10 protein-coding genes and 1 tRNA gene are annotated in these 14688 nt (G+C 65.8%); 7 read left to right on the plus strand and 4 right to left on the minus strand.

Annotated elements, in window-relative coordinates:
• Positions 1-370 precede the first annotated feature (370 nt).
• The 3 genes from DAAJ005_RS04830 to DAAJ005_RS04840 all read right to left on the minus strand — a co-directional run bounded on the left by DAAJ005_RS04830 (position 371) and on the right by DAAJ005_RS04840 (position 4144).
• The gene (locus tag DAAJ005_RS04830; RefSeq protein WP_151846126.1) at positions 371-2440 is read right to left on the minus strand and encodes a molybdopterin oxidoreductase family protein; all 2070 of its coding nucleotides are present in this window, start codon (positions 2438-2440) and stop codon (positions 371-373) included.
• Positions 2441-2883: 443 nt separating this feature from the next.
• A tRNA-Ala gene (locus DAAJ005_RS04835) sits at positions 2884-2959 on the minus strand.
• Positions 2960-3136: 177 nt separating this feature from the next.
• On the minus strand, positions 3137-4144 hold the full coding sequence (locus tag DAAJ005_RS04840; RefSeq protein WP_151846127.1) for a serine hydrolase: 1008 nt from the start codon (positions 4142-4144) through the stop codon (positions 3137-3139).
• A gap of 48 nt (positions 4145-4192) precedes the next feature.
• On the opposite strand from DAAJ005_RS04840, the gene DAAJ005_RS04845 reads away from it, so the two are divergent.
• The 3 genes from DAAJ005_RS04845 (at position 4193) to DAAJ005_RS04855 (ending at position 8056) form a co-directional block, all read left to right on the plus strand.
• The gene (locus DAAJ005_RS04845) at positions 4193-6289 is read left to right on the plus strand and encodes a S9 family peptidase (RefSeq protein WP_151846128.1); all 2097 of its coding nucleotides are present in this window, start codon (positions 4193-4195) and stop codon (positions 6287-6289) included.
• Positions 6290-6336: 47 nt separating this feature from the next.
• Positions 6337-7038, plus strand: a complete 702-nt coding sequence (locus DAAJ005_RS04850) for a dienelactone hydrolase family protein (protein WP_151846129.1) — start codon at positions 6337-6339, stop codon at positions 7036-7038.
• Between the two features lie 79 nt (positions 7039-7117).
• Complete coding sequence (locus tag DAAJ005_RS04855) at positions 7118-8056, plus strand: DMT family transporter (RefSeq protein WP_226342576.1); 939 nt, start codon at positions 7118-7120, stop codon at positions 8054-8056.
• A gap of 403 nt (positions 8057-8459) precedes the next feature.
• Here the strand turns inward: DAAJ005_RS04855 and DAAJ005_RS04860 are convergent, their stop codons facing one another.
• Complete coding sequence (locus tag DAAJ005_RS04860) at positions 8460-8873, minus strand: YbaN family protein (protein ID WP_151846130.1); 414 nt, start codon at positions 8871-8873, stop codon at positions 8460-8462.
• 129 nt (positions 8874-9002) lie between these two features.
• On the opposite strand from DAAJ005_RS04860, the gene DAAJ005_RS04865 reads away from it, so the two are divergent.
• From DAAJ005_RS04865 to DAAJ005_RS04885, 4 genes are all read left to right on the plus strand, one after another.
• Complete coding sequence (locus tag DAAJ005_RS04865; protein WP_151846131.1) at positions 9003-9734, plus strand: phosphotransferase; 732 nt, start codon at positions 9003-9005, stop codon at positions 9732-9734.
• Positions 9735-9889: 155 nt separating this feature from the next.
• The gene (locus DAAJ005_RS04875; protein ID WP_226342577.1) at positions 9890-12571 is read left to right on the plus strand and encodes an ExeM/NucH family extracellular endonuclease; all 2682 of its coding nucleotides are present in this window, start codon (positions 9890-9892) and stop codon (positions 12569-12571) included.
• A 151-nt stretch (positions 12572-12722) separates the two neighbouring features.
• A complete protein-coding gene (locus DAAJ005_RS04880; RefSeq protein ID WP_075836951.1) occupies positions 12723-13145 on the plus strand; it encodes a S1 RNA-binding domain-containing protein in 423 nt (140 codons plus the stop codon).
• Positions 13146-13246: 101 nt separating this feature from the next.
• Positions 13247-14605 carry a S1C family serine protease gene (locus DAAJ005_RS04885; protein ID WP_151846134.1) on the plus strand — a complete coding sequence of 453 codons (1359 nt, stop codon included), beginning with the start codon at positions 13247-13249 and terminating at the stop codon, positions 14603-14605.
• Positions 14606-14688 lie beyond the last annotated feature (83 nt).

Consider the following 14688-nt stretch of genomic DNA (forward strand, 5'->3'; position numbering starts at 1 on the left):
AGACCGTGGACAGACGAAGTTCGGGTAGGGATTCGGGAGCGTCTGATCGACGGGTGCGGCCAGTGCGTCTGCCAGTGCGTCTGCCAGGGACAGGCAAGCCCGCCCATGCTCCAGCGGCGGCAAAAGCCCCAAAGTCACCAGGAAGTCGTAGTCGTGGGCGCAAGCCGCCCCGCGCGTCACACTGCTGAACAGATTGAGGCGCTGGACCCCGTAATCACGGGCCAGCTCGCGCAGCTTCTTCAGGTACAGGCCCGTGGGTAGGGTGGGCGGCATGTCCACAGTCCAGGCCAACGATCTTCCTCAGTGGGCCTGGACTGAAGGGCGGTGATCAGGCCGGATTGAGTTTCCCTGGAGACACAGGACGACCTGTTCATCTTCCCTGAGCAGGTTGCGAGGAGACGGCGGCCCCAACAGGCCGCACCCGCACCCGCGTGTTGTGGAAGGTGCTGCCCCCACCCAGGTCCGTGAGGGTCTGGGCGGTCAGGGTATTGATGCTCTGGCCGTCCGGCGCTGACAGGCCCCACCACGTGCCCTCCACGATCACCACGCCCGGCTGCGTGGCCCCGGACACCCGCACGCGGCGCTGCACCCGGCCCACCTCAGATTCCAGCGTGGCGTGCTCGCCGTCGGTCAGCCCAGCCGCCTGCGCGTCGTCGGGGTGGATCAGGAGCTGAGGCTCGCCGCCCTCGGCGCGGGTGAGGTTGGGCAGGTTGCCGTAGGTGCTGTTCAGGAAGTGATGCGCCGGCGGGGTGAGCAGCCGCAGGGGATAGACGTCGTTCAGGGCGGCCTGCGCCTCGCGGTGAACCGGTGCGGGTGCAAGCTGCACCCGGCCACTGGGGGTCTCCGCGCCGTGGGCATACGGCAAGAAAGGCGTGGGCAGGTTCAGGCGCACGGTGCCCTCGGCTTTCAACCTTTCCGGGGTTATTCCTTCCAGATACGGGTGGTCACTGTCCAGCACGACCCTCAGCAGTTCATCCACACTCCAGTAGACGCTCGGCTCGGTTACGCTCAGGCGGCGGGCCAGTTGCTGAAAGACCCAGGAGTTGGGCCGCGCCTCGCCGGGGGCCTCTAGTTCGGCGGGGTTGTAGCCCAGCCAGTGGTGGCCGTAACTCGTGTACACGTCGGCGTGTTCGGCAAAGGTCGTGGCGGGCAGCACGTAATCGGCCAGCCGGGCCGTCTCGGTCATGGCCTGCTCCAGCACCACCACCAGCAGGTCGGGGCGCTGAAGGCCGGCGCGCACACCGCCCGAATCTGGGGCCACCACCGCCGGGTTGCAGTTGTAGATCAGCGTGGCCCCCAGTCCGGCGGCGGGCTTCAGGGCGTCCGAGAAGGCGTTCATGTTGATGTGCGGCGTGTCCTCCCGGATCAGGTGGGCCGCGCCCAGTTGCGTGCGGTTGAGTTTGAAGGCCCCGCTGGCGCTCAGGACGCAGCCACCCCCCGGCACGCGCCAGTCGCCGGTCAGCGCGGAGATCAGGGTGACGGCCCGCAGGTTGGTTCCGCCGTATTCGTGGCGGGTCATGCCGTAGCCCACCCGGATGTAGGTGGGCCGGGTGGTCCCGATGGCGCGGGCGAGGTCCTGCACGTCCTGCACGCTCAGGCCGGTCGTGGTGGCCGTGCGCTGCGGCGTCCACTCGCGCGCCGCCTCACGCAGCTCCTCGATGCCCTGGGTGGCCTCGGCGATGTAGGCGTCGTCGGTCCAGCCGTGGGCAAACAGCTCGTGCATCACGCCCAGCGCCAGCGCGGTGTCGCTGCCAGGCCGGATACTGAGGTGCGTGTCGGCATAGGCGGCGGTGCGGTTGCGGTACGGGTCCACGCAGATGATCCTGGCCCCGGCCTTGCGGGCCGCCGTCAGCTCGGGCGTCAGGTGGCTGTGGGTGCTCAGGCTGTTGATCCCCCACAGCACGATCAGTCGGGCGTGGCGCACGTCCGCCGGATCAACCGCGTAGCGCGCGCCGTAGCCCATGGCCCAGGCCTCGGTACCGGCGGTGGCGCAGATCGTCTCGTCCAGTTCCGGGGTGCCCAGGGCGCGGAACAGCGCATGTACGTGCGCGCCTTCCATCAGGCCCATGGTCCCGGCGTAGTTGTAGCGCAGGATGCTCTGCGGACCGCGCGTGTCCAGCAGCGTTCTCAGGCGGGCGGCGATGTCGTCAAGCGCCGCGTCCCAGCTCACGCGCTCGAACACCGGCTCGGCGTCGGTCTTAGGGTTTATGCGCCGCAGCGGATACAGGGGACGGTCTGGGTGGTTGGCCCGCGCCGGGTAATGCACCGTCTTGGCACAGGCAAAGCCGCGCGTGTAGGGATGTTCAGCGTCTCCCGTGACCTTCAGCATACGTTCCTGTCCGTCCTCGCCGCGCCCGAGCGTGACCCGCAGGCGGCAGGCATCGGGGCAGTCCAGCGGGCAGGTGAGCAGCACGTCGCGCGTGGGCACAGAGGCGGTCATGCCGGAAGTCTACGCGGCAGGACTGCAAGTTGAGCGGGGGTCCATCCTGATCCCGGAACGCTGGGATGCCGAACGCTCCTTCGCGTAGGTCTTGAGGTTCCGCTGGCTGGAACGAGATCTGGAACGGTGGCTATCGACGCTGGTCAGATTCCATGTCCTGGCAGCTGTGGACTGGCATCCACTGGGCCAGTCGGTTTGCAGGAGCCACTGCGTTAGCGAGACGGGGCGTTCTGATCGTCGCCAAAATGCACGCGGCGGCGGTGCAACTTTTCCTTCCCGCACAGGGGGGCCTTTTCGTGGTGGAATCCGTTTCCCTCCTCCTCAGATTTCCATCGTTTTTGCAAACGATTCAATCAGAGTCTGTATTCACCCTGCTTCTGATCCCAACTCCTTGGAACTCAGGATGAACTAAAAGAAAAAGTCCGTCATAGACGGACTTTCTGTGGTGGAGCCAAGCAGGATCGAACTGCTGACCTCGTCATTGCGAACGACGCGCTCTCCCAGCTGAGCTATGGCCCCGGACCTCTGGTCTTGCACTGCGTGCGGCCCGGCGCAACACGGGCGAAAGGGACTCTAGCATGTGCCTCACAGGCTTGCAATATGGACAGACACATGAGCTGGGGGCTGGTTTGAACGTCTATGTGCGTTTGTGGCACAGGAGGCGGGGACGGGAAGGAGTCATGGCTCTGCCCAGGCTTACCTGCCTGCCCCCAGCAGCGACAGCAGCAGCGCAGGCATGGCCCCGCGCACGCCCAGCGGCGAATCGGTGCCGCGCGACAGCAGCGCCACCACTGCACCGGACTGGACATTCAATCCCAACCCGCTGCGGGTGCCGCGTGCCAGACCGTCGTGCCATCGCATCTCGCCGTCTGGGCCGGAGACCATCCAGCCGGGGGCCACGCCGCGCAGGTGGCGGGGCAGGCCCGGCGGGTTCAGGAGCGGTGGGGGCGGCGCAGCCAGCCGGGATTCGCCAAAAGTCAGCAGGTCCGCCGCCGTGCCGAATAGACCGCCTGCTCCGGCCAGTGGGCCAAACCCTGTCAAAGTGCTCCCCCCTAAAAAACCCGAGGGCCGTACCACTGCGCCCGCTGGAGTGAGGCTCACGCCCAGCCCCAGTGGTCCAGTCACCCAGTCCGTCAACGCCCGTCCATACCCTGTCGCGCTGGCTTCCTCGCCCGCCGCGTGGGCCAGGGCCAACGCCAGCAGCCCCACGCCCAGGTTGGAATACGCGAACCGGGGCTGGCGGGAAGGCTGGCTCCAGCGCCGCGCACTGGCGATCACGTCGGAGGCGCTCATGCCGCCGTAGGGATCATAGAAACGCGTGAACACGGTCACCGCCGCCCGCGCCGGGTGCATCGGCAGGCCCGCCGTGTGGGTGGCGAGAGAGAGTGGAGTCAGGTGGGCGGGCAGACGGCGAAATGGGCCGCCCAGACTGGACGGCGGCGCATTCCAGTCCAGCCGTCCCGCGTCCACCAGCGCCCCAGCCAACGCGGAGGTAAACGGTTTGGTCACGCTGGCGAGTTCAAAAACGCCGCCCACCTCCACACCACCTAGCGGCACCAGCACCCGCTTCCCCCCGCGCGAGACCGCCAGCATGCCGCCGCGCCGGAAGACCATTCGCGTCAGCCCCAGCAGGGGCCGGGCGTCCACCTCCAGCACCTCCGAGACGCGCGCCAGGGCCAGTCTCACGGGATCGCGGCGGAACATGGGCGCAGGCTACCCTCCGCCTGCCCCCTGCACTGTTACCCTCTACCCATGCCTGATCCTTCAGAGAGTCGGCCCACCACCACCCAGCCGCCCAGCGCAGACCGCGAACCGGTTACCCACAGCATTCATGGCGAGGTCCGCCCGGATGATTACCACTGGCTCAAGACGCGCGGCAGGGCCGACGCCGGGGTACTGGGGTATCTGAACGCCGAGAATGCCCACCTGGACGTGGTGATGTCGCCGCTGCGGGGGACGCAGGAGACGATTTACAAAGAACTCCTCTCGCACGTTCAGGAAGACGACGAGCAGCCCCCCGTGCAGGACGGCGAGTGGCACTACTTCACGCGCACCCTGGAAGGCAAAGCACATCCGGTCTTTCTGCGCCGCCCGATTGGTGGAGGCGATGAGCAGACCCTGCTGAACCTGAACGCCCTGAAAGAGCGTGAGGGCCTGGACAACGTGTGGGTCTACCTGACCCGCCCCAGCCCGGACGGGCGCTACTGGGCCTACCTGATGGATAAGACGGGCCAGGAGGTCTGGGAACTGCGCGTGCTGGACACCCAGACCGGAGAACTGGCCGAGGCCGCGCTGACGGGGATCAGTGGCTGGACGCTGGCGTGGCACGCCGACAGTTCGGCGCTGCTGTATGCCACTGAGGACGACACCCAGCGCGCCGATAAGATCTGGCGGCACACGCTGCGCCAGCCGCAGAGCGCCGACGAACTGCTGTTTCAGGAAGACGATTCCACCTTCCGCGTGGGCGCGTCACTCTCGGAGAATGGGGAAACGCTGCTGCTGGTCAGCGAGGCCAACATGGCGCAAGAATGGCTGGCTCTGGATGCGCGCGACGTCAGCGCCCGTCCGCAGATGCTACTGCCTCGCGTGCGAGGAACAGAAGTGATGCTGGCCGACGGCGGGGATCACTGGCTGGCCCTGACAAATGCGGGCGGCGCGGAGGAATTCAAGCTGGCGCGGCTGCCCAAAGCGGCGGGGATGGACCTCAAGAACGCAGACGAGGTTGTGCCCTACACCGCCGAGCGCCACCTGACTGGCATGCACCTCTTCAAAACCCATCTGCTGCTCTCCGGGCGTGAGGGCGGATTCGCACGGTTGTGGGTGCTGCCGCGCACCGCAGACGGCTACGGCGCGGCCCGCCGGGTGGAATTCCCCGAAGACAGCTACACCGTCCGCATCGGTGGCAACCGGGTCTACGAAACCGACACGGCGCGCATTCTCTACAGCAGCCTGACCCGGCCCACCGAACATCTGGATCTAGACCTAAATACTCTGGAAACGGTGTTTGTCAAGGCCACCCCCGTCCCCGGCTATGACGCCTCCCAGTACGTCTCAGAGATGGTCTGGGCCACCGCTCCCGATGGCGAGGGGGTGCCCGTGAGCGTGGTGCGCCGCCGTGACACCGCGCTGCCCGCCCCAACACTGCTGTACGGCTACGGCAGCTATGGAATCCCGATGGACCCTGTCTTTTCCATGACCCGGCTGCCGCTGCTAGACCGGGGCTGGGTCTGGGCCATCGCCCACATCCGGGGCGGCTCCGAGCGTGGGCGCAACTGGTACGACTCGGGGCGGCTGCAACACAAGATGAATACCTTCACTGACTTTGTGGCAGCGGGCGAACACCTCAAAGCGGCTGGCATGGCGGGCGATCTGGTGGCGATGGGCCGCAGCGCCGGCGGCCTGCTGATGGGCGCGGTGGTCAACCTGCGCCCGGACCTGTGGAAGGCGGCCTTCGTGGGTGTGCCGTTCGTGGACGTGCTGAGTACCATGCTGGACGCCAGCATCCCGCTGACCACCGGGGAATATGACGAGTGGGGCAACCCCAATGACGCGGGGGCCTATGCCGACATGCGCGCCTACAGTCCTTACGACAACTTGAAGGCGGGCGTCTACCCGCACCTGTTCGTGTCCACCGGCCTCAACGATCCGCGCGTGGCGTACTGGGAACCGGCCAAATACGTGGCGCGGCTGCGAACGCTGGAGGAGTCTGGCAGCGGCATGCTGGTCCTCAAGACCAACATGGGCGCGGGCCACGGCGGCAGCAGCGGGCGCTACGACGCCCTGAACGAGGCGGCAGAGGAATACGCCTTCGCGCTGGCAGCGGTGGCAGGAGAATTGCAGAGCGATTGAAGCCGGGGCCGGGACTGTGTGAGGGAGCTGCGGCGCTAGTCTGGCCCATGCCCTCCCCCAGAAATATTCAGACCATCCGGGTTCAATCGGGAAGCCGCAGCCTGCCTGCCTATCTGGCCCGCCCTGCCCTGATGGATAGGGACGCCCCCGGCGTGCTGGTCATCCACGAAGCGTTTGGCCTGAACGACGATATCCGGGGCATCGCGGACCGTTTCGCGCAGGCGGGTTATGTGGCGCTGGCGGTGGACCTCTTTGCCGAGCAGAACCGCGCGGTCTGCATGACCCGCATGATGTCGGGCATTTTTCTGAACTCGCTGGAGCATGCGGGGGTGCAGGACACGAAGCAGGCGCTGACCGCGCTGGGTGAGCTGGAGGGCGTGGACGCCTCGCGGCTGGGCGCGGTGGGCTTTTGCATGGGCGGCAGTCTGGCGGTGGCGATGGCCTGCACGGATGACCGCGTCAAGGCCATCGCGCCGTATTACGGCTTCAACCCGCACCCGCTGGAGGCCGTGCGGCGGGGTTGCCCGGTGGTGGGCAGCTACCCCGGCCAGGACGTGACCCGCAAGCAGGGCGAGGCGCTGCGGGACGAACTGACGGCGGCGGGCGTCCCCAACGACATCAAGATCTATGAGGGCGCGAAGCATTCGTTCGCCAATCAGGGTCCCAACTTTGACGCGGTGGCGAGTGTGGACGCCTGGAACCGCGTGATGGCGTTTTTTGACGAGCATGTGGTGGGTGGGCACGTCTGATGTTTCACACTTCCTGCGCCGCTTCAAAGGGAAGACGCTTGGCCGCTGCCGCTGACACACCTGCTCCAGGCTCTTTGACGTGACCCCCCGCCCCGTCCCCACCTTGCCCAGTCCAGCCGCCGCCACGCTGGCCCCGCTGCTGTTCGTCTTTCTGTGGAGTACCGGGTTCATCGGCACCAAGGGCGCGGCGCTGAATGCCGATCCCTTCGCCTTCTTGAGCGTGCGCTTCGTGCTGGCGGCGCTGCTGATGGCCGGGCTGACGCTGGCGCTGCGCGCCCCGTGGCCGCGAGGGCGCGCACAATGGACGCAGGCGGCAGTGAGCGGGTTATTGCTGCACGCCGGGTATCTGGGGGCCGTGACCTACGGCATCGCGCAGCATCTGCCCGCCGGGGTGATGTCGGTGATCGTGGGGCTGCAACCGCTGCTGACGGGCCTGTTGTCGGGGCCACTGCTGGGCGAGTCGGTCAGCACCCGGCAGTGGGCGGGCCTGGGCCTGGGCTTCGTGGGCGTGGTGCTGGTGGTTCTGGGGCGCGCACCGGGGGGAGGCGCGTACACGACTCCGGCCCTGCTGGCGGCGCTGTTTGCCTTGCTGGCCACCACGCTGGGCACGCTGTATCAGCGGCGTTCGGGGGCGGACGTTCCATTGCTGGGCGGCACGGCGGGGCAGTACGCGGCCAGTGCCGTCGCCATGCTGACCCTAACGGCCCTTCACGGCGGCGCATATATCCACTGGAACACGGAATTTATCGTCTCGCTGGTCTGGCTCACGCTGGCGCTATCGGTTGGGGCGATCCTGCTGCTGCTCACCCTGATTCGCCGGATGCCCGCCGCCCGCGTGAGCAGCCTGTTCTATCTGGTACCGCCGCTGGTGGTCATCGAAGCGTATTTCCTGTACGGCGAACGCCTGAGTGCTCTGGCGCTGGTGGGCCTGCTGGGCTGCGTGGGCGGCGTGCTGCTGGCCAGTGTGACGCCGGGGGCAAAGGGGGCTTTCGCACGGAGGCGGGTAGGGTACAAGTAAACGTTAAGGAGTCGAAGAGCTTTCCTGACTTGCTCGGCAGGCTGGATGATGCACACAAACCTCTGCCCCCCGTACTTGATATTGAGGGAATTCAAACTGTCATGTGGAGCCCCGACAGCTTCAACCAAGCAGCAACCGAAGGCCGTCGGGCGCGCAGCGGACGGGCCGCATTCAGCGTGCCGGAGCCGAGCATCAGACCCGGATATCGCCGTCCACTCCCGCCGCCCATATCCGAGAACTCATGCCCAGTGCAACGTTGGCTCCCCCTGCCCCCTGGGGTAGGGGGCTGGGGGGCGGGGCTGCCCGAAAGACATCCTGGTCCAAAATCTCCCCGCCAGCATCCAGCGCTTCGGAGGGAGGGTGCGTATCACCGTCCCCGCCCCTTTACCTCGGGCGTAGTCTCTTACCGCTTTGTGGGTACCCGCAGGCAGATGTAGTAAATCCCGAACAGCCCCACCAGCACCCAGCCCACCTGCCCCACCAGCACCGGAATGCGGCCCAAGCTGAAGCTGACCGCCACGGCGATGCAGGTGCAGGCGATCCACTTGGCACGCAGGGGCATACCCAGGCCGTCGCGGTAATCCTGAACCAGTTGCCCGATCACCGGGCGCGACAGCAGCCACGCCTCCCAGCGCGGATCGCCCCGCGCGAAACTGGCGGCGGCCAGCACGAACCACACCGTTCCCGGAAAACCGGGCAGCACCAGCCCCACGAAACCAACTGCGCACAGCACGAAGCCCAGCGCCACCCACAACGGCTTGACCGGGCGAGAGGGAGTCTCGGCCTGCGACAGGGATGTGGAGGAGGGCGGCGTCATCACCTTCAGATTAGTCTATCCGGCAGTATTTTTCCGGGCCTATCGTTACTTCCCTGTGGTTTCGCGGCCTGCCGCCATCGGGTATGCCATGCTTTGCTGGCGAATGGGTCTTCCCTCAGCGCCCTGCCCATGTCTGCCGATCCTGCCCTCTATTTCACGCGCCATGGCCTGGGCCTTGCGGGCCTGTGCCGCGCCGAAACGGGCTTTTCCAACGAGGTCTGGTTGACCGAGACGGCAGCGCTGCGCTTCAGCCCCAGTGCGGATCACACGCGGGAGGCGGGAGTGGCGCTGGGCGCGTTGGCGGCGGGAGTTCGCACAGCCAGACCGCTGTTCTGGGGACCAAATTACAGCCTATGGAAGCGCCTGCACGGCGGGATACCCACGCCCGCACAACTCACGCCGCATTTCTGGAATGCCGTGCTGGACGATCTGGAACGGTTGCATGCCACGCCTCCCGAACCGTACTCGACCCGTCCGTCGGAGGCATGGGTGGGCGAGCCGGGGGTGGCAGAGGGCGCGGACTGGACGGCTGCCGAGCGGGCCGCGCTGCGACGCGTGCTGTCCACGCCGTATCCGCTCACCGCGCCCGTGTTCGTCCACGGAGACGTGTACCGCCACAACCTGCTGGCCGACGCGCGGGGCCAGTACGCCGGACTGCTGGACTGGGGCAACGCGGGCTGGGCCACCCTGGAACACGAATGTGCCGTACTGGATGGGCTGGAGACTGCGCTGCACCGCTGGGGCACGCGGCTGGATGTGGGCCTGCTGTGGCGGCTGCGTCTGGAACTGCTGCTCAAGGTGGCGGGCGCGGGCCGAATTCTGCCCAATGCGGTGCGGGAGGCGCTGGCCTATTGCGGGTAATCGCATGACGGTATGAACGTGCCTTGACATTGTGAAGGCAGCGTGGGACCGCGTCCTTCTGCCCCGGCCCGCTCATGACGGCGCGGGGGCGAAACCGCTAAGCTGGCTCTCCATCACAATCATTTCGCCTCTTTCCCCTGTTCACACGGAGTCCCATGACCATGAAGTTTCTGAAAGGCGGCGCGCTGCTCCTTAGCCTGACCGCGCTGCTCTCTGCGTGTAACCCGCCTGATAATGTCAACCCGCCTGTCGTTGAGCCACCAGTCGTCGTTGAGCCACCAGTCGTCGTTGAGCCACCAGTCGTCGTTGAGCCGCCTGTCGGTCCACCGCCTCCCACTTATACCTGTCCGGTGGGGACCACGGTCACGCCCATTTCCACCGTTCAGGGGACCGGGGCAGCCAGTCTCCTGGCCGACAAGGTGGTGACCATTCGCGGTGTGGTCACGCAGGACGCGCAGGCGGGCCTGAACGGCTTTTTCGTGCAGGACGTGACGCCCGACAGTGACCCACAAACCAGCGAGGGCCTGTTCGTGTACACCGCTGACGTGCCTAAGCCTGTCAAGCCAGGCGAGGTGCTGGAAATCAGTGGCACGGTCAAGGAATTCTTTGGAACCACCCAGCTCGACAACGTGACCACCGTGACCTCCTGCGGCACCACGACGCTGCCCGCGCCCACGAAACTGACCTACCCGCTGTCTGCGCCGGACGCGCTGGAAAACGTGGAAGGCATGCTGGTCACGGTCACCAACACCATGACCGTGACCAACACCTTCACGCTGGGCCGTTACGGCGAACTGGGCCTGTCCAGCGACGGGCGGCTGTTCAATCCCACCAACGGACAGGGCGGCAGTCTGGAATCCAACGCGCTGCGGACCCTGGTGCTGGATGACGGCGTCAGCAAGCAGAACCCGCCCATCATTCCTTACCTGAACGCGGACAACACGCGCCGTTCCGGGGACACCGTGACCGGGTTGGAAGGCGTGATGCACTACGCCAACAACGCCTACAAGCTGGAACCCACCAAAGCGCCCGTGTTCGTGAACAGCAATCCCCGCACTGCCGCGCCCAAATCTGTGGGCGACAGCACCCTGAAGGTGGCGGGCGCGAACGTCCTGAACTACTTCACCACTCTAGGTGACGTCGATTCCAATGCGCGCGGCGCGGACAACGCTCTGGAGTTCACGCGCCAGAAAACCAAGATCGTGGCCGAACTTCGCGCTCTGGACGCCGACGTGATTACCCTGATGGAGATCGAGAACAACGGCGAGACGGCCCTGAACGATCTGGTGGCCGGCCTGAACACTGCCGCTGACAAGACCGAATATGCCAGCGTCATGACTGGCACGGTGGGCACCGACGCCATCCGTGTGGCGATCATCTACCGCCCCGGCAAGGTGGAAACGGTGGGGGGCGCGCGCATCGACAACAACCCCGTCTACTCGCGCCCGCCCGTGGCCCAGACCTTCCGCGATCTGGCCGGGAAGGGCGTGTTCACGGTGGTGGCCAACCACTTCAAGAGCAAGGGCAGTTGCCCCACGACCGGCGACGTGGACACTGGCGAAGGCTGCTGGAATATGCAGCGCGTGCAGCAGGCCGGAGCCGTGCTGGCCTTCGCGGACAAGCTGAAATTGACCGATCCAGACGTGCTGTTGATGGGCGATCTGAACGCCTACGGCGAGGAAAAGCCGATCAAGGCGCTGGAGGCAGGCGGCTTCGAGAGCCTGAACAAGAAGATTCCCCTGGCAGACCGTTATTCCTACCAGTTCGACGGCCAGTTCGGCTATCTGGACCACGCCCTGGCCAGCGCGGGCCTGGGGGGACAGATCACCGGGATTACCGAGTGGCACATCAACTCCGATGAGCCGGTGGTGCTGGACTACAACACGGAGTTTAAGACCCCCGCCCAGATCACTGGTCTGTACACCCCCAACGCCTACCGCAGCAGTGACCACGATCCCGTAGTGGTGGGCCTGAAGCTCAAGGCAGACGGCGCGACCACTATTCCAGTGACGGTCAGCGCCACGGGACCCGACACGGCGGCTGTCGGCAAGGTCTACACCATCACCGTCACGGCGGGCGGCATCCAGCCCACGGTGGGCGGTAACCTCAGCCCCGACTCGCTGACTGCTGATTGGGGTGATAGCGCGGTGGAAGGGCTGTTTCCGGTTGCGGCTGTCGGGCCACACATCCACACCTATAAGGCTCCCGGCACCTACACCATCAAGGTGACGGCGACGCGCGCCAGCGACAAGGCCACGGACATGACCACCCTGAAGGTCACGGTCACCTCCCCCAACGCGGGTGGACTGGTGATCAGTCAGGTGTACGGCGGCGGCGGCAACGCGGGGGCACAGTTCAAGAACGACTTCGTGGAACTGTTCAACTCCGGGAAGGTGGCGGTCAGCACGGCGGGTAAAAGCGTGCAGTACGCCAGTTCGGCGGGCAGCTTCAACTCTATCTTGCCTCTCCCGGCGGCAACCATCGAGCCGGGAGCGTATTACCTGGTGGGAATGGCTTCCGGGGGCAGCAACGGAAATGATCTGCCCACGCCAGAAGCTGTCGGAACCAGCAACTTCAGCGGCAGCAACGGCAAGGTTGCCCTCGTCAATAACGTTGAGGCTGTTACCGGCATTGCTGATACGGACCTGCTCGATTTTGTCGGTTACGGCACGGCCAACGAGTCCGAGGGCAATGCCACTGCGCCGGGGCTGAGCAACACGACAGCCGCCCTGCGCGCAGGCAACGGCTGCACCGACACCAACAATAACGGCAAGGATTTTACGGCGGGTGCGCCCGCACCGCGCAACAGTGCCTCGGCCAAAACCGTCTGCCCCTGAGTTTTCAAATCCTGGGCACAACGCCTGGACGGTCTTCGGACTGCCCAGGCGTTTTTATGCGCCGATTTTCATGCGTCTGGACGGCATTTTCTATCTGGACTTGACCCCACGTTTAAAAAGCAACTCTCTCGCGGCCCGCATGGTGTACCATATGAGCCATGCTTTCCCTAGGAGAAACCCTTTAGTGCAACTTGATTCTGGCGCGGTGGCCGAGGGCCGCATCACCCGCGTGACCGATTTCGGCGCGTTTATCCAGTTCGAGAACGGTGAGACGGGCCTCGTTCACATCTCGCAGATCGCCCATTCGTTCGTGCGCAACATCCACGATCACGTGCGCGAGGGCGATAGCATCGAAGTCAAGGTGCTGGGCCGCGATGAGCGGGGTCGTCTGGACCTGTCGATCAAGGAACTGCTCGAAGAACCCGAGGAAGTGCCGCGTCCGCGCGCCATCGGGCGGCAGAGTCCTCAGTTCGAGGCCAAGCTGCGCTCCTTCATGCGCGACGCCAAGGAACGCACCACCACGGGCGGCCCCAAGAAGCCGGGCAGCAGTGGCGGCGGCAAACGCAAGAAGTAGAGACCGTTCAGGTTTCAGGTTCTCCCGGTCCCCGTTGGCCGGGAGTTTTTCATGGTTGAGGCTTTAACCGCCGTGTAACCGGCCTGCGCCACACTGCGGGCATGAAGAAGAACCTGTCTATCCTGGCCCTGTCGGGCACGCTGGCCCTCGGCGCGTTCGTGGGCTACGGCATCAATGAACGCAGCAGCGCCCAGAACGCCGCACCTGTGACCGCTTCCCAGAACATCCAGGGACAGATGGTGCAGACCCTGGCGACGCCGCCCCAGGCCCCACTTTCTCAGAGTTATGACGGGGGCCGCGCCCGCACCGAGTCCGAAGCCAACACCGTGGATGTGGTCAAGCAGCGGCAGGGCGGTCTGGTCTTCGTCAGCGTGACCGAGAAGGCCGACAGCTCCAGCAGCCCCCAGGCGCAGCTTCGCAAGCGCATGCAGGAGCAAATGCCCTTCGGCTTTCCCTTCGGTGACGGCGGGAATGGCAGTGGCGGGAGCAGCGGCAGCGGGGACAGCACGCCCCAGCCCCAGACCGGCACCGGCAGCGGCTTTTTCGTGGACAGCCAGGGTGACATCATCACCAACAACCATGTGGTGGACGGGGCCAGCGAGATCACCATCCGCGTCCACGGTGATAAGACCGAGTACAAGGCCAAAGTCATCGCCCGCGCCCCCGACTTCGATCTGGCCCTGATCCGTCCCGAGGGCCTGCCCAAGAACCTGATCCAGCCGATTCCGCTGGGTGACAGCGACAGGCTGGACGTGGGCCTGAAAGCGGTGGCGATGGGCGCACCCTTCGGCCTGGACTTCAGCGTCTCCGAGGGCATTATCTCCAGCCTGGAACGCACCGCCCCGGTGGGCACGCAGGGCATCAATCAGAAGCTGATCCAGACCGACGCGGCCATCAACCCCGGCAACTCCGGCGGCCCGCTGCTGGACAGTGCGGGCGAGGTGATCGGCGTCAACACCCAGATCCTGACCGGCGGCGCGGGCCAGAGCGCGGGCGTGGGCTTTGCCATCCCCGTCAATACGGTCAAGAAGCTGCTGCCGCAGCTTCAGGCCGGCAACGGCGGCGTGGTGCAGCCGCCGCGCATGGGCATCCAGTTCACCGATGTCAGCGGCCTGACCGACGCCCAGCGCAAGACCGCCGGATTGCCCGCCAGCGGCGCGCTGATCCAGTCCGTGGTGCCCGGCAGCCCCGCCGCCAACGCCAAGTTGCAGGCGGGCAGCAACGACAGCATCAAGCTGACCAACCCCGCCACGGGTCAGACCACAACGGTTTCCACAGACGGTGACCTGATCACGGCCATTGACGGCCAGCCCATCACCGACGACAACAGCCTCCAGAGCGCCGTCCTGGGCAAGAGCATGGGCGACAGCGTGAAGCTGACCGTCAAGCGCGGCGGCCAGACCCGCGAGGTCACGGTCAACCTGGGCGACGTGACTTTCCCCACCGCGCAGCAGCAGTAAATCCAGAAGGAGTATCAGGAGTGGGGCGGGGGGTTGTGACCTCTGCCCTCTTCTGTTTTTTTGCTGTGCTGGAGCTTAAAAAG

It is taken from the genome of Deinococcus sp. AJ005, assembly GCF_009017495.1.
GTDB lineage: Bacteria > Deinococcota > Deinococci > Deinococcales > Deinococcaceae > Deinococcus.